This is a genomic window from Actinocorallia aurea (assembly GCF_054783995.1).
This window is the reverse complement of record NZ_BAAGPQ010000012.1, coordinates 261,130-280,090: the sequence shown is the minus strand read 5'-3', so window position 1 is coordinate 280,090 and position 18,961 is coordinate 261,130. Positions and strand designations below refer to the sequence as shown.

Below are 18,961 nucleotides of genomic sequence, written 5' to 3'. Positions count from 1 at the left end.
GGCGGTGCGACCACGGCGGCCGGGTGCCGCCGCGGTCGATTCCGCGTGTCCGCGTGAGTGGCCTCGGGCTCGTCGGCGGGGTCCTGCAGGCGACCCGGCCGGCGCTGCCCTCCGGGTCCGCCTCCGAGCGTTCCCGGCGCCCGAGCGCCGTGTGGACCGACGGCGCCCCCGCCGTCCCGCAAGATTCTTGCGAACGGCGGGGCGGGCGGGCAACAAGCGATCTTGCTTGTTGCCCGGAGGCACGTGATGATCGGCCGGTGGACGAAGACGACCCCCTCTCCGCGCTGCGCCATCTCCAGCCGCGGCCCTCTCTCCCGGACGACAAGACCCGCCTCCTTCTGGAGGCCGGCCTGGAGGCGGTGACCGCCGCCTTCAAGGACCGCTCGGCGTCGGAGGACATGCCGCTGTCCGTCGTGTGGCCCAGCCAGGACAGCGTCATGGAGCGCTACCGGGAGCGGACGGGCGACCGGCGCGTGACGCGGGCGGTGATGGAGTACCGCTGGAAGTGCATGCCGGACTTCTACGCCGACCTGTTCGCCTGGGCCCTGCACCCCGCGCACTACGCGGTCGAGCAGCAGCTCTCCCAGGAGGCCCCCGGGGTCGTCGAGGCGGTCCCGGACTTCGGCGACGCCGCCTTCCAGATCGCGCGCGCCGACCTCGACACCGTGTTCGGCACCCCGATCCTGCGCATCAAGCTCCTCATCTGCGTGAGCCGGCCCGTCCCGAAGGCGTTCGACGAGCCGCTCGCCCGCTTCTACGACGCGGCCACCGACTGGTGGAGCGGCTCCTACGCGGGCGTCATCGCGGTCATGGGCCTGGAGCTGCGCCCCGAGATCCCCCTGCGCACCTTCGCGATGCTCATGACCGCCCTCGAAGAGGGCCTCGCGCTGCGCTACCTAGCCCGCCCCGCCGAGTTCGGCCACGACCTCGACGCCCTCGCCGACGTCCTCGCCAAGGGCGCCCTCGCCCTCATGAAGGGCGCCACCCACGACCCGGGCGACGAGACCACCCTCGCCGCCTACTTCACCGGCCGCCTCACCCCGCCCTGAGCCGGGCGCCCCGGCATTCAGGAGGGCTCTGCGGCCTGGTAGACGTCGGGGATGCCGTCGTGGTCCTGGTCGGCGGTCTCGGCGGCGTGGATGCGGCGGTAGACGCGGTTGCGGGCGCGCAGGACCAAGGCGGCGAGGAAGGTGGCGGTGAGCGAGGCGGTGAGCACGGCGATCTTCACCAGGTCGGCGGTCTCCGGGTGGGCGGGGAAGGCGAGTTCGCCGATGAGGAGGGAGACGGTGAAACCGATTCCGGCGAGCAGGGCCAGGCCGAAGACGTCGGTCCAGGTCAGGCCCTCGTCGAGTTCTGCCCGGGTGAAGCGGGCGACGAGCCAGGTCGCGGTCGTGATCCCGATCGGCTTGCCGAGCACCAGGCCGACGAGGACGCCGAGCGCCACCGGGTCGCGCAGGGCGTCGCCCAGACCGGAGAGGCCGCCGAAGGCCACCCCGGCGGACAGCAGCGCGAAGACCGGCACCGCGAAGCCCGCCGAGAGCGGCCGGAACCGGTGCTCGAAGTGCTCGGCGAGTCCGGGGCCGTCCTCGCCGTCGCGGCGCAGGACGGGCACGGCGAAGCCCAGCAGCACGCCCGCGACTGTCGCGTGGACGCCCGAGGCGTGCACGAGCGCCCAGGTGAGGACGGCGAGCGGGAGCAGCAGCCACCAGGCGCGGACCCGGCGCTGGACGAGGGCGGTGAACGCCGCGAGCGGGACCAGTGCGGCCAGCAGCGGGAGGGGGGCGAGGTCGGCGGTGTAGAACAGCGCGATGATGACGATCGCGATCAGGTCGTCCACCACGGCGAGGGTGAGCAGGAACGTCCGCAGCGCCGTCGGCAGGCAGCGGCCGAGGACCGCGAGAACGGCGAGGGCGAAGGCGATGTCGGTCGCCGTCGGGATCGCCCAGCCGCCGGACGCGCCCGGCGTGCCGGCCGTGACCAGCAGGTAGACGACCGCGGGCACCGCGACGCCGCCGCACGCCGCCGCGACCGGCACCAGCGCCCGCCGCGGATCGCGCAGGTCGCCCGCGACGAACTCGCGTTTCAGTTCCAGACCCGCGACGAAGAAGAAGACCGCCAGCAGCCCGTCGGCGGCCCAGGCGGCGAGGCTCAGGTCCAGGTGCAGGGCGTGCGGGCCGATCGTGAAGTCCTGCACTGCCGTGTACGACGAGGCCCAGGGCGAGTTCGCCCAGACGACGGCGACGACCGCGCCCGCCAGCAGCAGCACCCCGCCGACCGTCTCGGCCCGCAGGATCTCGCCGATCCTCCGCGCCTCGGGCCAGGTCCCCCGGGAGAACAGCGCTCCCCGCTTCGGCGCACCGCGGTCGACACTCAAGATCGGCTCCGATCCTTTTTCGTGAACACGAACAAGACCGCCGACCAGACTTCCCGGCACACCTTTCTCCACTTTACCGGACAAACGATCACGAACAGCCCGCGGATCAGCGGCTCAGGCGCGCCGGAGGGACCAGTCGAAGGAGCCGCGGATGTTGGCCAGCGCCCAGGGCCCGTCGATCGCCACCTCACCACGCCCGCCCGCGGCGCGCAGCACCTCCAGCCCGGCGGTCCGGTGCACCGTCACGGCCAGCGACAGCTCCCGCGCGTGGGCGGTCATGTCCTTCTGTGTCATGCCGCAAGCCCCCCGCAGCGGTGTGGCGAACGGGTGAACCGCGGCGCAGGGCCTCAGGCGCGGTCGGTCCTCCAGAAGCCGGAGAAGGCGACGCGGTCCTCGGGCACGCCGATCGCAGGTCACGGGAGTCGGCGCGCTTTCTGGTCGATACGTAGGAAAGGCTAAGCTAACTTTTCGTGACCCCAGTCCTGGCCTCCGCCGAGCCCGAGCATCGGGCCGACCGGCGACGACCCGAGAACGCCGCGCGTGCGGTCGTCTTCTTCGCACTGCTCGGCGCGCTCGCCGCCGTGTGCGTCGCGAGCGTCCTGCTGGGCAGCAACCGGCTCGATCCCTCCGCGGTCCTCCACGGGCTGCTGCACCCGGGCTCGGGCGAGGACGCCGCAGTCGTGTACGGCTCGCGGATCCCGCGCACCGTCATCGGCCTCATCGTCGGCGGGTGCCTCGGCGTCGGCGGCGCGGTCATGCAGGGCCACACCCGCAACCCGCTCGCCGACCCCGGACTCTTCGGCGTCTCGGCGGGCGCGGGCCTCGCCGTCGTCATCGGCCTCGTCGTGTTCGGCGTGAGCGGCACCGGCGCGTCCGTCGGCTTCGCCCTGGTCGGCGCGCTCGTCGCCAGCGTCGCGGCGTTCGCCGTCGCGAGCGCCGCGAGCGGCACCGCGAGCCCCGTGCCGCTCGCGATCGCGGGCACCGCGGTGTCGGCGCTGCTGACCGCGTTCATCTCGCTGCTGACCCTCGCCGACCGCGACGGCCTCCAGGCCTACCAGCTCTGGGTCGTCGGCTCGCTGTCCGGCCGCCAGCTCGACGAGGTGTGGGCCACGGTGCCGTTCGCCGCGGCAGGGCTCGTGCTCGCCGCGCTCAACAGCCGGGCGCTCGACAATCTCGCGCTGGGCGAGGAGCTGGCCCGCGGCCTCGGGGAGAACCTCCTGGTGGCCCGCGGCGTGGGCCTGTCCGCCATCACCCTCCTCACCGCCGCCGCGACGGCCGCGGCCGGGCCGATCGCCTTCGTCGGGCTCGTCGTCCCGCACCTGGCGCGTGCCCTCGTCGGGTCCGGGCACCGCCGGCTGCTGCCCGCCTCGGCGCTGGTCGGATCGCTGCTCGTGCTGCTCGCCGACATCGTCGGCCGCCTCATCGGCGGCTGGTCCGAGGTGCAGGTGGGCATCGTGCTCGCCGTCATCGGCGGGCCGTTCTTCGTCGCGGTCGCACGCCGCAGATCGCTGGTGAGCCTGTGACCTCCACGACCGCCACCCGGCACGGGCTCCTCCTAGGCCCGTTCGGCTTCGCCTGGCGTCCCCGCGTCCTGCTCGTGACGTGCGCGGCGCTCGTCCTCGGTTTCGCGCTCGTGGTCGCGGCGATCGCCGTCGGCGGCGCGGGCGTGAGCGTGCCCGACATCCTGCGCACCCTCGCCGGCCGCGGCGACGCGTTCGACGAGCTCATCGTGCTCCGGCTCCGCATGCCGCGCGTGCTCACCGCGGTCCTCGTCGGCCTCGCCTTCGGCGTCGCGGGCGCGCTCATGCAGACCGTCACCCGCAACCCGCTGGCCACGCCCGACGTCATCGGCGTCTCCTCCGGCGCCTCGCTCGGCGCGGTCGGGGCGATCCTCCTCGGCGGCGGGGGCGAGAGCGTGGGCGGTGCGCTGCTGGGCCTCGGCGTGCCGACGGCGGCGGCGCTCGGCGCGATCCTCGCCGCCGCGTTCGTCTACGGGCTCGGCTGGCGCGGCGGAGTGGAGGGCTACCGGCTGATCCTCGTCGGCATCGGCGTCGCCGCGGTGCTGGACGCCGCCACGAGCTACCTCCTGGTGCGGGCGCGCATCACCCAGGTGTCGGCCGCCGCGGAATGGCTCGTCGGCTCCCTCGCCGGGGCCTCGTGGGACGGGGTGCGCCCCCTGCTCGTCGCCGTCGCGGTGCTCGTGCCGCTCGCGCTCGCGGGCTCGGCGGCGCTCGCCGTGTCGCACCTCGGCGACGACATCGCCTCCGGGGTCGGGCTGCCCGTGCAGTGGCACAGGCTCGCGGTCATCATGCTGACCGTGCTGCTCACCGCCGCCGCCGTCGCGGCGTGCGGCCCGATCGCGTTCGTGGCGTTCGTCGCCCCCCAGATCGCGGTGCGCGCGGCGGGCGCCACGCGGCCTCCGCTGCTGCTGTCGGGGCTGGTCGGCGCCTGCCTCGTGCTGCTCGCCGACACCTTCACCCGCGCCGTCCTGCCCTGGGACATCCCCGTCGGCATCGTGACCACCGCGATCGGCGCCCCCTACCTGATCTGGCTGCTCCTCCGGAACCGCAAGGAGACGACATGACCGCTCCCGTGCTCGAAGCGCGCGGTCTGCGCCTCGGCTACCACGGCCGCACCGTGCTCGACGGCCTCGACCTCGGCATCGAGGCGGGCACCGTGACGACGCTGGTCGGCGCGAACGGCTGCGGCAAGTCGACCCTGCTGAAGGCATTCGGCCGCATCCTGGCCCCCGACGCCGGCACCGTGCTCCTCGAAGGGCAGCCGCTGCGCAGGACGCGGACGCGGGCCGTAGCGCGGCGGCTGGCGATCCTGCCGCAGAACCCGGTCGCCCCGCCCGGCACGAGCGTGCGCGACCTCGTCATGCGGGGCCGCAACCCGCACCAGAGCTGGGCGCGCCCATGGACGCCCGCCGACGACGCGGTCGTGGAACGCGTGCTCGGCGACACCGGCCTGCTGGAGGTCGCCGACCGGGCCGTCACGGAGCTCTCGGGCGGGCAGCGCCAGCGCGCCTGGATCGCGCTCGTCCTCGCCCAGGAGACGCCGACGGTCCTGCTCGACGAGCCGACGACGTTCCTCGACCTCGCCCACCAGCTCGACGTGCTGCGCCTGGTGCGCCGGGTGAATCGCGAGTCCGGCACGACGGTCGTGATGGTGCTGCACGATCTGGGTCTGGCGGCGCGCTACTCCGACCGCATCGTCGCCCTCGGCGAGGGCGGCGTGCTCGCCGACGGGACCCCGGGCGAGGTGCTGGAGCCGGAACTCCTGCTGCGGGCGTTCGGCCTGCGCGCGCGGGTGATCCCCGATCCGGCGACCGGGACCCCGCTCGTGGTGCCGGAGGAGGACGAGGAGACCGGCACCCCGAGCTCATGTCTGAGTTAGGTTAGGCTAAGCTAAGTAATCTGATGGCTAACAAGAAACACTTTCGCATTCTTCCCCTCGTCGCGGTCCTCGTCGCCGGTCTGACGGCGTGCTCCTCCGAGAGCGCCGACTCCTCCGACACGAAGGCCGCCGACACGTCCTGGTCCTTCACCGACGACCTCGGCAGGACCGTCACCCTCGACGCGAAGCCGACCCGCGTCGCCGGATTCCACGACCAGGTCGTCCCCCTGCTCAACTACGGCCTCAAGCCCGTCGCCGCCTGGGGCTACTCCTCCATCGCCGACGACGCCCGCTACGAGGGCCTCGACACCTCCGGCATCGAGGAGATCGGGTCCGTCTACGGCGAACTCGACCTGGAGAAGCTCGCGGCCGCGCGCCCCGACGTCATCGTCTCCGAGGTCTTCCCGTCGGACGCCGCGGGCACGATCGACAAGACCCAGCCGAACTACGGCTTCAAGGACCTCGACCAGCAGAAGCAGGTCGAGGCCATCGCGCCCGTCATCACGATCATCCAGGGCGGAGACGGCGGCGACGTCGTCGACCGCACCACGGGGCTCGCCACCGCGCTCGGCGCGGACGCCGCGACCGTCGCGAAGGGCAAGGAGCGCTACGACACCGCGTCGGCGAACCTCACCAAGGCCGCCGAAGCCAACCCGCTCACCGTGACCACGCTCTACGCCGACGCCGACGGCATCAGCGTCGCCAAGGCCCAGGACGACCCGGGCCTTCGCCTGTACGCGAGCCTCGGCGTGAAGTTCTTCGAGCCGAAGCCCGAGGGCTACTACTGGGGCAACTACAGTTGGGAGAACGGCGGCCAGGTCGGCGGCGACCTGTGGCTCCTCCAGCAGGCCGGCTACGACGAGGCCCAGATGAGGAAGCAGCCCACGACCGCCAAGGCCGCGGCCCTCACCGCAGGCCAGGTCCGCGCCTGGCTGTCCCCCGCCCTGGACTACGTCTCCCAGGCCGCCTACATGGAGCAGCTCACCGCCTGGCTCACCGAAGCCAAGCCCCTCACCTGACCCCACGCGCCGCCCCGCAGGGCCCCGCCGATCCTCCGGCGGGGCCCTGCGCGTCCGCGCGGATCGGCCGACGGGCGGATCGGCCTCGTCCGGGCATGATCGGGCCGGCGGTGGCCGGACGCCCGGAGGAGCCGGAGGGTGCGCCCGAGGGTTCTGGCTTGTAGCGTCGCGGGAGCAGAGTGGGCGGTGTGGAACCGAGGAGGGTGCGGGCGTGGAGAGTCGGCTGGAGAGCGGGCAGTACTGGCAGGGGTGGCCGGTCGACGAGGCCGTCGGGGTCGTGGTGTTCGTGCACGGGGTGCATGAGCACGGGGGGCGGTACGGGCATGTCGCCGAGCGGCTGAACGAGGCGGGGTACGCCTGCTATGCCGTCGACCATCCCGGGCACGGGCGGTCTCCCGGCAGGCGCGGCGACATCGAGAGCATGGACGCGGCGGTCGCGGGGGTCGCGGCGCTCGTCGCCAAGGCCGCCGACCTGCACCCGGACGTGCCGGTGTTCGTGTACGGGCACAGCCTCGGCGGGCTGATCGCCCTCAGCTACCTGACGGGCGAGCCGCACGCGCGGGTCGCCGGGGCGGTGATCTCCGCGCCCGCGCTGGACACGAGCGCGTCCAACGCCGTCCAGCGCGCCTTCGCGCCCGTTCTCGCCCGTTTCCTGCCCGGCCTGGGCGTCCTCGCCCTCGACATCGAAGCCGTGAGCCGGGACCCGGAGGTCGTCGCCGCCTACAAGGCCGACCCGCTGAACCACACCGGCAAGATCGTCGCCCGCACGGGCGCCGCGATCCTCACCTCCGCCACCGCCATGCCCGACCGCCTCCGCGGCCTCACCCTTCCCCTCCTCCTCGTCCACGGCGGCGAGGACCGGCTCATGCCCGTCGCCGCCACCGAACTCGTCCGCGCGCACGTCTCCTCCCCTGACCTGACCGTCAGGATCTGGGACGGCCTCTACCACGAGCCCCACAACGAGCCCGAGAAGGCCGAGGTCCTCGCCGAGATCGTCACCTGGCTGAACGCGCACCTCACGGCCGCCTGAGCGGCCGGTCAGAAGGCCGTGACGAGGAGCGTCGCGCCGCCGGTGCAGGACAGCGCGAGGACCACCGCCCGGAGCGTCGAGGCGGGCATGCGGGAGGCGGCGAAGGCTCCACAGGCGGTGCCGGCGGCCAGCGCCGCCAACTCCGGGAGGCCGGGGAGGACGACGCCGAGCAGCAGGACGGTCGCGAGGTTCTGCAGGAGGAAGAAGAGGGAGAGGTTGGCCCGGGTGGTCCGCGCGTCCCATCCGGCGTGCGCGGTGTAGAGCCCGATCGGCGGCCCGCCCACTCCCCCGACGACGTTGAGCAGGGCGCTGGCGGCGCCGGTGGCGACCGCCCCGAACGGCCTGGTCAGCCACGCCCACCGGACGCCGCGGGCCAGTATGCCGACCGCGACGACGACGCCGAGGCCCGCTCCCAGGGCCAGGTAATGGGTGTCGAGGCCGCGGACCGCCCAGGCGAACACGGGGGTGCACAGGAGCGTCGGCACGAGAAGCCTCGCCACGTCGGGCGGCCGGGCGTGGCGGCCGTCGCGCACGAGCGGCACCACGGAGGCGAGCACCGCCAGCACCAGGGTGACGGCGACGCCGTCGCGGGGCCCCAGGGACAGGACCAGCACGGGCGCCGCGGCGAGCGAGAAGCCCATGCCGGTGGCCGCCTGGACGGTCGCGCCGCACCAGATGCCCGCGAGGGCGAGGACGTGGGCGTGGGCGAGGAGTCCCCCGGTCATCGGGCGGCCGATCCGTCGAGCGTGTAGCGGCGCTGCAGGAGGAGCGCCGCCGCCATGAGGACGGCGGGGACCAGGGTGAAACCGACGACCAGCGCGGTGATCGCGGTGTCCGGCTGCGCCACGGAGTTCCCTTCCGTGGTGGAGACGAAGCCGCCCAGGGCGAGGACGGCGGAGTACACGTAGGGGCCGACTGCGGTGCCGGTCGCCTCGGTCGCCGTCCAGACCCCGGTGTAAGCGCCCGCACGGGAGCCTCCCCGTGCCTCGGCGGCGGCGACCGTGTCGGGCACCATCGAGAAGGCGAGCAGCTGAAGGCCGGCGAAGGCGCAGCCGAGCACGGCGACGACGGCGACGGTGGCGGCGACGCCGATCCGCTGGCCCGCCAGGAGCGCGAGCGAGCCCGCGACGAAGGCCGCCTGGAAGGCCAGCAGCCCGCGCTGCTTGCCGATCCGGCGGGAGACCCGCTGCCAGACGGGGCCGGCGACCAGCGCGGGGGCCAGGAACGCGCCCATGAGCACCGCGGTGAGCCCGTCGTCGTCGAGGACGTGCTCGGCGTAGAACGGCACCGCGGCGAGGAAGAGGTGCGTGGTGGTGCCGGTGAACAGGTACGACAGCACGAGGGCCCGGAAGTCGCGGTCCCGCCAGGCGACCTTGACGTCGTCGAGGAAGGAGTGGTCGCGGGCGTCGGGGGTGCGGAACCCGCACCGCTCGGTCAGGCCGCGCACCCCGCGCAGCGCGACCCATCCGGTGAGCGCCATGGCCGCGGCCAGGACCAGCGCCATTCGGCCGTAGTCCTCGCGGCCCCCCTCAACGACCATGGCCGGGGCGGCGACGCCCGCCGCGAGCAGGCCCAGCGTCAGGAAGATCATCCGGACCATGAAGACCCGGGTGCGCTCGTGGTAGCCGATCCGCAGGTCGGACGGCGTCGTCAGGTAGGGCACCTGGAAGCACGCGAAGAGCAGGTTCCCCGCGATGTACCAGGCGCCGACCCACAGCGCGGCCGACGGACCGGTCAGGCCCTCCGGCACGGTGAACATCGCCGCCATCGCGACGGCTAGCAGCAGCCCCCACCGGAGCATGCCGCGCCGGTGCCCGGCCCGTCTGGCCCGCCTGTCGGAGAGGGTGCCGAGCAGGGGGTGGGCGAGCGCGTCGATGACCTTGGGCAGCAGCAGCACCAGGCCCGCGAGGAACGGGGAGACGCCGAGCGTGTGGGTGAGGAAGTAGAGCAGCAGCAGCCCGGGCACGGTCACCCAGACGCCCATGCCGAGGGAGCCCGTGGAGTAGGCGACGAGGTCGCCGGTGCGCGGGGATCCGGCGCTCATGCGCGCGGCCCGGATCTCGCGACGACCCCGGCGGCCAGGTCGGCGCCCTCGAACGCGCCGGAGCCGGCACGCGCGGCGAGGGTGCGGGCGATGATCCGGTCGGTCACCGCGGGCAGGTGGCGGGCGAGGAAGAACTCGACGGCCCCGCGGCGCGTGGTCGGCAGGTCGCGGCGGACCCGGCGGCTGAGCGCCGCCCGCAGGACCGTGTCGACGACGCCGTCCAGCGTCTCGTAGCGGCTCATGCCCTCCAGGGACAGGCCCGCCGCGGAGGTGGAGTCGTGGATGGGGCTGCGCACCATCGACGGGTAGACGCAGGTGACGCCGACATGGGTGCCGATCTCCATGCGCAGCGCGTCGGCGTAGGCCACGAGCGCCCGCTTGGAGGCGCCGTAGGCCGCGGCGAGAGGGAGCTGCATGACGGCCATCCGGGACGTCAGCATGACGACCCTGCCGCGCGAGGCCACGAGCGCCTCGACGCAGGCCGCGGTGACCCGCCAGACGCCGAGCAGGTTGATGTCGAGCTGGCGGCTCACCTCGGCGCCGGGCGGGAACTCGGCCGGAGCCGGGCCGCCGATCCCCGCGTTGTTGATGAGCAGGTCGAGCCCGCCGAGCCTGGCGACGGCCTCGGCGACCGCCGCCGGCACGCTCGCGTCGTCGGTCAGATCGCAGGCGACGACCTCCACCGGGTCGTCGTCGCGGGGGGCCACGTCAAGGCCGACGACATGGGCGCCGAGCCGGGTCAGCCGGGCGCAGATCTCGCGGCCGAACGTGCCGGACGCGCCGGTGACGATCACGCGCAGCCCGCGCGGATCGCGCCGGCCGCCGTCGAGAAGGGAGAAGGACGGGTTCACGGGGTCTCCTCGGAGCGGACGGGGGTGAAGGGGCGGGTCGAGCCGCGCCGGAGCCGGTCCCTGCCGGACCTGATCTCCTTGGGGACGTCGGCGACGTAGCGGTCGAAGTCGATCCGCATGTGGGGGCGCCGGTCGCCGCCCCATCTGGCGGTGGCGCGGCGCAGGGCGCTCTCCACCGCGCGGCACCGCCCCGCCGGGTCGGGCAGCGCGTAGGAGCCCGAGACGTAGGCGGCGGCGAGCTTGGCCTGGGCCTCCACGACGGGCAGCGCCGCGCCGGTCGACTGCATCAGTCCGACGAACATGAGGCTCGGGTCGTCCAGGTGGAAGACGCGCTGGTACAGCGGCATCGCCTCGGGGTCCGCGCCCAGCCAGCGCTCGGACAGGAACGGGATCGTCACCCGGTAGCCGGTGGCCCAGACGACCACGTCGACGGGCTCGGCGGTCCCGTCGGTGAAGACGACGCGGTCTCCGTCGAAGCGCTCGATCCCGGGCCGTGGGACCACCTCGCCGTGGGTGAGCCGGTGCAGGATCGTGTCGCTGATCGTCGGGTGGTTCTGGAAGAGCCCACCGGCGGGCGCGGGCAGTCCGTAGCTCTGCGGGGTCCCCACGGCGAGGCGGAGCATCGTCTCGGCGACGCGCTGGCGCAGCCGCCACGGCAGGACCGCGAGAGCGCCGCCGGTGGCGTCGGACGGGCGGCCGAACAGGTACTTCGGCACGATGTGGACGCCGTGCCTGGCCGACAGCAGGACCGGTCCGCGCGACACGTGGGAGGCGTCCACAGCGATGTCCATCGCGGAGTTGCCCATGCCGACCACGAGCACCCGCTTGTCCCGGAAGACCTCCGCGGAGCGGTAGTCGTGGGCGTGCGTCTGATCGCCGTCGAACACGCCGGGGTAGGCGGGCTCCGGCAGGCGGGGGTCCCAGTTGTGGCCGTTGGCGACGACGACGGCGTCGTACCTCTCGGCTCCGCCGGGCTCGGCCTCGACCGTCCAGCGGCCGTCCGTGTCGCGTTCGACGGAGGTGACGGTGCTGCCGAGGCGCAGGCGGGGGGTGATCGCGAACTTCGCGGCGTAGTCGGCGAGGTATCCGGCGACGCGGTCGGCGGACGGGTAGTCCGGCCACTCGGCGGGCATCGGGAGATCGGCGAACTCCGTGCGGCCTTTGCTGGTGTTCAGGTGCAGGGAGGCGTAGGCGGGCGACAGGCCGCTCGCGTTGTCCCGGGCCCACAGCCCGCCGGGCCGGTCGCCCTTCTCGTGGACGACGACCTCCGCGCCCGTGTCGAGCAGGGCCTTGGCGGCGGCGAGGCCCGCCGCTCCGGCGCCGATGACGGCGACCCGTGGGGTGGTGGGCATGGTGGTCCTTCTCTCCGCGTTGTGGCGGGCTCCAAGGTAGGTCCTGATCAGCACGGAGAGTATGGGGATGACTCCCGATATTGGGCCTCATGTTGTGGTCCACCACAATCGTCGGCATCATGGCGGGATGCACTCCGAGGAGGAATGGGCGGCGGTCGTCGAGCTGGTGGAGCGGGTCGTGGGGGAAGAGGACCTGCTCCCCTCGGTGCTGACCGGGGTTCGCGCGTTGGTGCGCGAGGTCGCGGTGCTGCCGCCCTCCGACATGACGGGCCACACCCGCGCCCTGATCTTCGCCGCGACGCGCGCGCTGGCCGACCGGCGGGGCCCCACCGAGGTGGAGCTGTCGTTCGTGGAGGACCTGGCCACCGCCCGGGCCCACCAGGGGGTTCCGGTCGAGGCGGTGATGGCGGCGGTCCACGTCGCCGAGCGCGCGATCTGGGCGCGCGCCCGCGAGATAGCCCCGGCCATCGGCGTCGGCTCCCGGCTACTGCTCGACGCCCGGGAGCTGTACGGCGACTGGGCCGAGACCGTGCGGCACCGGCTGATCACCGCCTACCGCGCGGCCGAGGCCGATCAGGACCGGCGCACCGACGGCCGGGAGACCGCGACCCTGCGCCGGCTCCTGGAAGGAGGCTCGGCCGCCGCTCTCGCCGCCGCCGAGACCGGCCTTCCGCTCGACGGAGGCCTGTGGGTGCTGGTCGCCCGCGCCGAGGAGCCGCGGGCGGCCGAGGCGCTGGAGCGGGCGCTGCGCGCGCAGCCGCCGGTCGTGTGCGGCCGGGTCGACGGGCCGCTCGTGGCGGTGCTCTCCCGGGCCCCCTCGGCCCGCGTCGAGCAGGCCGCGACCGGGCCCGCCGGACTCGCCGGGCTCGCGGGGCCCACCGAGCCGGAGAAGCTGCCGGCCGTCCAACGGCTCGCGCTGGACGCGCTGGCCGCCGCCGAGTCATCGGGCCGGACCGGCCTGGTACACGTCGCGGACGTCCCCGCCCTGGTGGCGCTGGCCTCCCGGCCCGACCTCGCCGCGGTGCTGGCCGACCGGCACCGGCAGGCCCGGCACGTCCTCGGCGCGAACGCCGCCCCCGTCGCCGCGGCGGTCCTCGGCTGGCTCCTGGCCGACCGCGACGTCACCGCCGCGGCGGCGGAGCTGTTCGTCCATCCCAACACCGTCCGCAACCGCGTCCAGCGCTTCGCCGACGTCACCGGAGTCGACCCGGCCACCACCTTCGGCGCCGTCGACGCCTGGTGGCTCTGCCGCACCTGGCTCGCCTGACCGGGGCCCCGCCGGTGTTCAGTGGCCGCTGGACAGTTCGCCGCTGAGGCTGGCGTGCATCCGCGCGCTGGGCGGGTTGAGGCCGATGATCTCGACGGTCTTGCCGCGCTGGGCGTACTTGGCCTCGACGGCGTCGAGGGCGGCGACGGACGAGGCGTCCCAGAGGTGCGCGCCGGTCAAATCGATGGTGACGTGGTCGGGGTCGCCCGCGTAGTCGAAGCGGGTGACGAGGTCGTTGGTGGAGGCGAAGAACAGCTCCCCGGTGACGGCGTAGACGACCCGGCCGCCGTCGGGGTCGGTGACCGCGGTGACGTCGGCGAAGCGGGCGACGCGCCTGGCGAAGACGACCATCGCGGTCAGCGAGCCGACGACGACGCCGATGGCGAGGTTGTGGGTGGCCACGACGACGGCGACCGTGACGGCCATGACGAGGAGTTCGCCCGCGGGCATCCGCTTCAGCGTCTTCGGCGCGATGGAGTGCCAGTCGAACGTCGCGAACGACACCAGCACCATGACGGCGACGAGGGCGGCCATCGGGATGTCGGACACGATCGGGCCGAACACGATGCACAGGACCATGAGGAACGCGCCGGCGAGGAACGTGGAGAGGCGGGTGCGGGCCCCGTTGCGGACGTTGATCATGGTCTGGCCGATCATCGCGCAGCCGCCCATGCCGCCGAAGAGGCCGGTGACGATGTTGGCGATGCCCTGGCCGATGGACTCGCGCGTCTTGTCGGAGCGGGTGTCGGTGATCTCGTCGACGAGCTTGGCCGTCATCAGCGACTCCATCAGCCCGACCAGGGCGAGGGCCAGCGCGTACGGCGCGATGATCTTCAACGTGTCGAGGGTGAAGGGCACGTCGGGCAGTCCGGGCACGGGCAGCGAGGAGGGCAGCTCGCCCTTGTCGCCCACGGTCGGGACGGCGATGCCCGCGCCGATCGTCAGGGCGGTGAGCGCGACGATGGAGATCAGCGGGGCCGGGATCGCGGCGGTGAGCCTGGGCAGCAGCGCCATCAGCGCCAGCCCGCCGATCACCAGCGGGTAGACCGCCCACGGCACGCCGGACAGCTCGGGCAGCTGGGCGAGGAAGATCAGGATCGCCAGCGAGTTGACGAACCCGACCATCACCGAGCGGGGCACGAACCGCATGAGCCGGGCGACGCCGAGCGCCCCGAGCACGATCTGGAAGATTCCGCCGAGGATGACGGCGGCCACCAGATGGCTCAGCCCGTGCTCGTGGTTCAGCGGCGCGATGACCAGGGCGACCGCGCCCGTCGCGGCCGAGATCATCGCGGGCCGCCCGCCGACGATCGCGATGGTGACGGCCATGGTGAACGAGGCGAACAGACCGATCGACGGGTCCACCCCGGCGATGACGGAGAACGAGATCGCCTCGGGGATGAGCGCGAGCGCGACCACCAGGCCGGACAGCACCTCGGTGCGCAACACCTTCGGCGACGGCCGCACCGGGCGGGGCAGGGACAGCGAACTGGGCAACGGACGGACTACCTTACGAATCGGAGCACGGCCGGCACCGCGCCGGGACACCGCGCGGCAACTCTACCCTCACGTTAGGGTAGAGATCCCCGGCGGCGGTCGACGGCGTCCGCGCCGAAGGCGGGGCGAGGAAGGCGGACGAGATGATGCAGATCGGCGAGGTCGCCGAAGCGACCGGCCTCTCCCTGCGCACCATCCGCCACTACGACGAGGCGGGCCTGGTCGTCCCCTCGGGGCGCTCCCCGGGCGGCTTCCGCCTCTACACCCGCGCCGACGTCGACCGCCTCCTGCTGATCCGCCGCATGAAGCCCCTCGGCTTCACGCTGGAGGAGATGCGCGACCTCCTGTCGATCACCGACCGCCTGGAGGACCCTGCCGAGCCCGCGGCCGAGCGCAGCGCCCTCACCGACCGGCTCCGCGCCTACGCCGCCGCCGCCGACGAGCGCATCGCCGCCCTGCGCCTCCAACTGGCCCACGCCGAGGACTTCGCCGCCACCCTCCACCACCGCCTCCCACCCGAGTCGCCCGCGGAGCCCCGCCGGACCCGCTGAAGCGGGAGCGAATCCGTCGACGCACCCGCGCGCTCGTGCCTTCGGCCGCGCGCGTCCATGCGCGCGCCGAGGGGCACGGGCGGATCGTCGAGCGTCGGTCCCGGGGGCGTCTCCCGCCCGGGAGGGCGCGGGGTCACCGGGCGTGCAGGGCCGCGCCGAGGGACTTGCGCAGCGACGCCGGGCCGACGAGCGGGAGCAGGGCGGCGAGGGCCCGTCGCTTGAGGCCCTGAGGTTCACGGGTCAACTCGACGTCGACGCGGGTGCCCTCGGGGGTGGGGGTGAGCTGGAAGATCCAGCCGCCGCCGGGGCCGAAGACCTTCGAGTCGCGGGTGGTGATCTCGACGCGGCCGCGGTCGGCGTCCCACTCGTAGCGGGCGCGTTCCCAAGCCGCCGCGGTGCCTTCGGTGACCTCGGCCCAGGTGTCGCCGAGTTCGTGGACCTCGAAGTGCTTCGCGTCGATGGTGGACCAGGCCGCGGGGCGGTTCGGGCTGAAGTCGGTCAGCACGTCCATGAGTTCGGCGACGGTGCGGGTCGAGGTGAGGTCGAGGCGGACGACGGCCATGTCGGGCTCCCTTCGGGCGAACCGGCCGGCTTGAAGTAACCGGTTCAAGTGGTTACGACCATAGACCGGAGATCAGTAACCCGTCAAGACGGTTACTGGGCTTGCGCGCACCTGCATCACCGTTCAGACTGGTTACGTGCACCACGCCTTCCCGTGCGGGACCCTCGCGCTCGACTTCGCCGGCACCCTGCGCGCGCGCCGCAACGCCGCGCCCGCGGAGAAGCTCGGCACGCCCGAGCTCCTCGATGCCTGGTTCACCGAATCGGGCCTGCTCGACACGGCCCCCCGCGCGGACGAGGCGGACCTTTCCGCCGCGCGGGAGCTGCGCGAGTCGATCTACGCGCTCGTCACCGCCCGAATCGACGGCGCCCCCTTGCCGCCCGCCGCGGTCGCCGCCGTCAACGGCCACGCCGCGCGCCTGCCCGTCGGGCTCGCGCTCGGCGACGCGGGGATACTGCGCTCCGGCACGGCGGCCCAGGGCCTGGCGAGCCTCGCCCGCGAGACCGTCGCGATCATCGGCGGCGACGAGGCGCAGCTCCTGCGCGAATGCGGCCGCCCCGAATGCACCCAGGTCTACCTCGACCGCTCCCGCGGCCACCGCAGGGAATGGTGTGCGATGCGCACCTGCGGAAACCGCGTCAAAGCCGCGGCGTTCCGCGCCCGCCACGGCGCCGCCAGAACACCGGGGGACGAGCACGGCGCACCATGACCGGGAACTCGGCGGGCACGGCGCCACGCGGAAAAAGAAATGCACGAAGAAGGGCCGTACGACCCCGAAAAAGGTCGTACGGCCCCGTTGTCGGCTGACGCCTCGGCCCGTGGATCAGGTCGAGATGATCTGCGGGAAGCCGCCGCTGCTGTTCTTGACGATGAAGGTGCCGGTCAGGTTGGCGACGTCGTTCTTCTTGACGAGGCCGAGGCAGCCCGCGGTGACGCTGGTGACGGTCACGCCGGTCGCGCTCGTGGTGGTGAGCGCGCCGGTGCTGTTGGTGTAGCTGCCGTTGAGCGAGCCGCCGCCGGCCGTGAGCTTGCACAGGCCGCCGAGGGCCGACGCGCTGACGGTGACGCCGGTGATGCTGCCCGGCGTGACGCCGCTGCCGTTGGTGAGGCCGGTGACGTTGATGGCGCTGCTGGCGACGTTCACCGTCAGCGTGAAGGTGATGCCGGAGCCGGAGCAGCCGCTCAGCGACAGGGAGCTGAGCGAGCCGACGGGGGTGTTGGTGCCGTTCGGCACGCTGCCCGCGCCGCTGCCGGAGGTGCAGGCCGCCGTGATGCCGGCGGTGACGTCCTGGAAGTTGATGTTGCCGGAGTTGACCGCGGTGACCGCGCCGCCGCCCGTGACGGTCGTCAGGGCGAGGGCGGGCGAGCTGAAGACGAGCGCGAGCGCACCCGCGCCGGCGATGGTGGACGCAGCAACGATCTTGCGCATGAACTGACCTCTCAACGTGGGGTGGGATGGCGGGCGGTCACAGAGCGGCGAAAGCGCAGCTCAGCGGGGAAGTAACCGCTCACTTATACCGAGCTTAGGTTCGGCGCCCATGCCCGACAAGAGCCGATCAGACCCTTATCGAAGAGGATCATGATGTCTGTCAATAAATGAGTAAGACGGCTTCGCCTTTCATACTCCAGTACTCATCCAGCGCTCATTTTCCGACAATGGCCACGCCATTCTCCAGAGCCCAGACAGACCCGGCCGCCCACTTGGAAGAACGAGAAGGGCCGAACACCGACGGTGTGCGGCCCTTCTCGCCGCGGTCGGCCGCTCAGTCACCGAGCCAGTTCCCGTGGAAACCGGTCGGGACGCGAACGGGGATGTGGACGGTGGCGAGGGTGGCGAGGGTTTCGGCGTCCAGGAGGGTGAGGTCGGTGGTGTCGTCGGCCAGATGGGTGACGAGGCCCATGAGGTAGCCGTGGCCCTCGGGCGCGTCGGGGGCGGCGGGCTCGAAGACGAACTCGCCGATGGACGTGCCGCGGCCGAAGGAGCGGGTCTGGGAGGTGGCGGCGAGGAAGTCGTGCCTGATGAGGGTGTCGGCGGGCTCGGCGACGCCGGGCGCGAGCCGCATCGTGTAGCCGTAGCGGTGGCGCAGGCCGGTGCGGCGCTCGTCGACGCGGGGGAAGTCCTGGGAGCGGTCGTCGAGGAGCGCGCGGGTGAGGCGGCCGGTCCGCAGGTCCGCGGTCCAGCGCTCCAGGGTGGTGGTGACCTCGCCGATGGACGCGTCGTCGTTGTCGAAGATCTTCGGCATGCGGGCGACGTCGAGGACGACGGTCTCGCCGTCGTCGTAGGCGTTGAGGGGGTGCATCACGTAGCAGGGGTCGATGTCGAACCAGCGGACGTCGGCGTTCCCGCCCTCGCGCGGCATGATCCCGACCCGGGCCCGGTAGTCGTGCTTCCAGCTGTAGGGCATCGCGGAGGACCTGTCCGGGCCGGACGAGACGCCCGCCACCGGTTCGGGGACCCTGACCCCGCCGACGGCCGAGGCGGCGACGAGCCGGGCCCGGTCCGTCAGCGGCGCGTCCACCCTGACGCGCTTGGGGGGAAGGACCTTGTCCAGGTCGAAGGTGACGGGCAGGTCATAGAAGACGACGTGCTCCTCCGTGAGGGAGAAGTCGTGCATCATCACACTGCCGCCGACCTCGACGTCGACGGTCCGGCGGGCGGATCCCGTGCACCATCGCGTCACCGGCGAACCAGTGGTAGGTCGCCGGGTCCACTTCGCCGATCGGATTCGGGCCGTTGCGCAGGAAGCGCCCGTTGAGGCTCTCCGGCAGCGTTCCGGTCACCTTCAGATCGGTGAGCGTCAGCTCCCGGGAGACCGGGGCGTGCGGGCCCTGGAGATAGGGGTGGGGCATGGGGCGCCTCCTCCGGAAGATCCGATGCGTCGAAGGCTACCCGCGCCGCGACCGCCGCGGGAGGGGCGCACAGCGCGGGACATCCTTGAACGGGGAGTCAAATAATTGGGGGGTGTTTCGCGCCCCGTTGGGCGGGGGCGGCTTGCCCCGCCTGCTCGGGGTCGC

At 73.2% G+C, this 18,961-nt stretch carries 20 protein-coding genes; 9 read left to right on the top strand and 11 right to left on the bottom strand.

Translation table 11 applies throughout. The features are described from left to right. The first annotated feature begins 257 nt into the window (after window positions 1-257). Window positions 258-1,049 carry a hypothetical protein gene (locus ACYVOM_RS13815; protein ID WP_460303724.1) on the top strand — a complete coding sequence of 264 codons (792 nt, stop codon included), beginning with the start codon at window positions 258-260 and terminating at the stop codon, window positions 1,047-1,049. A 17-nt stretch (window positions 1,050-1,066) separates the two neighbouring features. On the opposite strand, the gene nhaA is transcribed toward ACYVOM_RS13815, so the two are convergent. Together nhaA and ACYVOM_RS13805 are read right to left on the bottom strand one after the other, a co-directional pair. Further along, window positions 1,067-2,338, bottom strand: coding sequence for a Na+/H+ antiporter NhaA (gene nhaA / locus ACYVOM_RS13810; protein ID WP_460304363.1), 1,272 nt, complete (start codon window positions 2,336-2,338; stop codon window positions 1,067-1,069). Window positions 2,339-2,488: 150 nt separating this feature from the next. Further along, a complete protein-coding gene (locus ACYVOM_RS13805) occupies window positions 2,489-2,668 on the bottom strand; it encodes a hypothetical protein (protein WP_460303723.1) in 180 nt (59 codons plus the stop codon). A 176-nt stretch (window positions 2,669-2,844) separates the two neighbouring features. On the opposite strand from ACYVOM_RS13805, the gene ACYVOM_RS13800 reads away from it, so the two are divergent. From ACYVOM_RS13800 to ACYVOM_RS13780, 5 genes are all read left to right on the top strand, one after another. After that, window positions 2,845-3,897: a FecCD family ABC transporter permease gene (locus ACYVOM_RS13800; RefSeq protein WP_460303722.1), complete on the top strand. Its 1,053-nt coding sequence runs from the start codon at window positions 2,845-2,847 to the stop codon at window positions 3,895-3,897. Then, entirely contained in the window at window positions 3,894-4,958 is a 1,065-nt protein-coding gene (locus tag ACYVOM_RS13795) for a FecCD family ABC transporter permease (protein WP_460303721.1), read from the top strand. The genes ACYVOM_RS13800 and ACYVOM_RS13795 overlap by 4 nt, the downstream gene beginning before the upstream one ends. Beyond that, the gene (locus ACYVOM_RS13790) at window positions 4,955-5,773 is read left to right on the top strand and encodes an ABC transporter ATP-binding protein (protein WP_460303720.1); all 819 of its coding nucleotides are present in this window, start codon (window positions 4,955-4,957) and stop codon (window positions 5,771-5,773) included. Before ACYVOM_RS13795 ends, ACYVOM_RS13790 begins: the two co-directional genes overlap by 4 nt. Before the next feature lie 23 nt (window positions 5,774-5,796). After that, a complete protein-coding gene (locus tag ACYVOM_RS13785) occupies window positions 5,797-6,792 on the top strand; it encodes an ABC transporter substrate-binding protein (RefSeq protein ID WP_460303719.1) in 996 nt (331 codons plus the stop codon). Between the two features lie 211 nt (window positions 6,793-7,003). Next, window positions 7,004-7,822, top strand: a complete 819-nt coding sequence (locus ACYVOM_RS13780; protein WP_460303718.1) for a lysophospholipase — start codon at window positions 7,004-7,006, stop codon at window positions 7,820-7,822. Between the two features lie 8 nt (window positions 7,823-7,830). Here the strand turns inward: ACYVOM_RS13780 and ACYVOM_RS13775 are convergent, their stop codons facing one another. The 4 genes from ACYVOM_RS13775 to ACYVOM_RS13760 are packed head-to-tail and all read right to left on the bottom strand — an operon-like array spanning window position 7,831 to window position 12,069. Further along, entirely contained in the window at window positions 7,831-8,547 is a 717-nt protein-coding gene (locus ACYVOM_RS13775; protein ID WP_460303717.1) for a TSUP family transporter, read from the bottom strand. Further along, on the bottom strand, window positions 8,544-9,866 hold the full coding sequence (locus tag ACYVOM_RS13770; protein ID WP_460303716.1) for an MFS transporter: 1,323 nt from the start codon (window positions 9,864-9,866) through the stop codon (window positions 8,544-8,546). Before ACYVOM_RS13770 ends, ACYVOM_RS13775 begins: the two co-directional genes overlap by 4 nt. Then, complete coding sequence (locus ACYVOM_RS13765) at window positions 9,863-10,717, bottom strand: SDR family NAD(P)-dependent oxidoreductase (protein WP_460303715.1); 855 nt, start codon at window positions 10,715-10,717, stop codon at window positions 9,863-9,865. Before ACYVOM_RS13765 ends, ACYVOM_RS13770 begins: the two co-directional genes overlap by 4 nt. Then, the gene (locus tag ACYVOM_RS13760) at window positions 10,714-12,069 is read right to left on the bottom strand and encodes a flavin-containing monooxygenase (protein ID WP_460303714.1); all 1,356 of its coding nucleotides are present in this window, start codon (window positions 12,067-12,069) and stop codon (window positions 10,714-10,716) included. Before ACYVOM_RS13760 ends, ACYVOM_RS13765 begins: the two co-directional genes overlap by 4 nt. A 127-nt stretch (window positions 12,070-12,196) precedes the next feature. Here ACYVOM_RS13760 and ACYVOM_RS13755 point away from each other — a divergent pair, with 127 nt between their 5' ends. Further along, window positions 12,197-13,336: a helix-turn-helix domain-containing protein gene (locus ACYVOM_RS13755; protein ID WP_460303713.1), complete on the top strand. Its 1,140-nt coding sequence runs from the start codon at window positions 12,197-12,199 to the stop codon at window positions 13,334-13,336. 18 nt (window positions 13,337-13,354) lie between these two features. On the opposite strand, the gene ACYVOM_RS13750 is transcribed toward ACYVOM_RS13755, so the two are convergent. Next, window positions 13,355-14,833, bottom strand: coding sequence for a SulP family inorganic anion transporter (locus tag ACYVOM_RS13750; protein ID WP_460303712.1), 1,479 nt, complete (start codon window positions 14,831-14,833; stop codon window positions 13,355-13,357). Between the two features lie 146 nt (window positions 14,834-14,979). Here ACYVOM_RS13750 and ACYVOM_RS13745 point away from each other — a divergent pair, with 146 nt between their 5' ends. Further along, window positions 14,980-15,384: a MerR family transcriptional regulator gene (locus tag ACYVOM_RS13745; RefSeq protein WP_460304362.1), complete on the top strand. Its 405-nt coding sequence runs from the start codon at window positions 14,980-14,982 to the stop codon at window positions 15,382-15,384. A gap of 133 nt (window positions 15,385-15,517) precedes the next feature. Here ACYVOM_RS13745 and ACYVOM_RS13740 read toward each other — a convergent pair whose 3' ends face one another. Beyond that, the gene (locus ACYVOM_RS13740) at window positions 15,518-15,946 is read right to left on the bottom strand and encodes an SRPBCC family protein (RefSeq protein WP_460303711.1); all 429 of its coding nucleotides are present in this window, start codon (window positions 15,944-15,946) and stop codon (window positions 15,518-15,520) included. A 136-nt stretch (window positions 15,947-16,082) separates the two neighbouring features. On the opposite strand from ACYVOM_RS13740, the gene ACYVOM_RS13735 reads away from it, so the two are divergent. Next, entirely contained in the window at window positions 16,083-16,655 is a 573-nt protein-coding gene (locus ACYVOM_RS13735; protein WP_460303710.1) for a CGNR zinc finger domain-containing protein, read from the top strand. Between the two features lie 114 nt (window positions 16,656-16,769). On the opposite strand, the gene ACYVOM_RS13730 is transcribed toward ACYVOM_RS13735, so the two are convergent. The 3 genes from ACYVOM_RS13730 to ACYVOM_RS13720 form a co-directional block, all read right to left on the bottom strand. Next, the gene (locus ACYVOM_RS13730; RefSeq protein WP_460303709.1) at window positions 16,770-17,375 is read right to left on the bottom strand and encodes a hypothetical protein; all 606 of its coding nucleotides are present in this window, start codon (window positions 17,373-17,375) and stop codon (window positions 16,770-16,772) included. Window positions 17,376-17,709: 334 nt separating this feature from the next. Next, window positions 17,710-18,627: a carotenoid oxygenase family protein gene (locus ACYVOM_RS13725; RefSeq protein ID WP_460303708.1), complete on the bottom strand. Its 918-nt coding sequence runs from the start codon at window positions 18,625-18,627 to the stop codon at window positions 17,710-17,712. Next, the gene (locus ACYVOM_RS13720) at window positions 18,518-18,796 is read right to left on the bottom strand and encodes a carotenoid oxygenase family protein (RefSeq protein ID WP_460303707.1); all 279 of its coding nucleotides are present in this window, start codon (window positions 18,794-18,796) and stop codon (window positions 18,518-18,520) included. The genes ACYVOM_RS13725 and ACYVOM_RS13720 overlap by 110 nt, the downstream gene beginning before the upstream one ends. Window positions 18,797-18,961 lie beyond the last annotated feature (165 nt).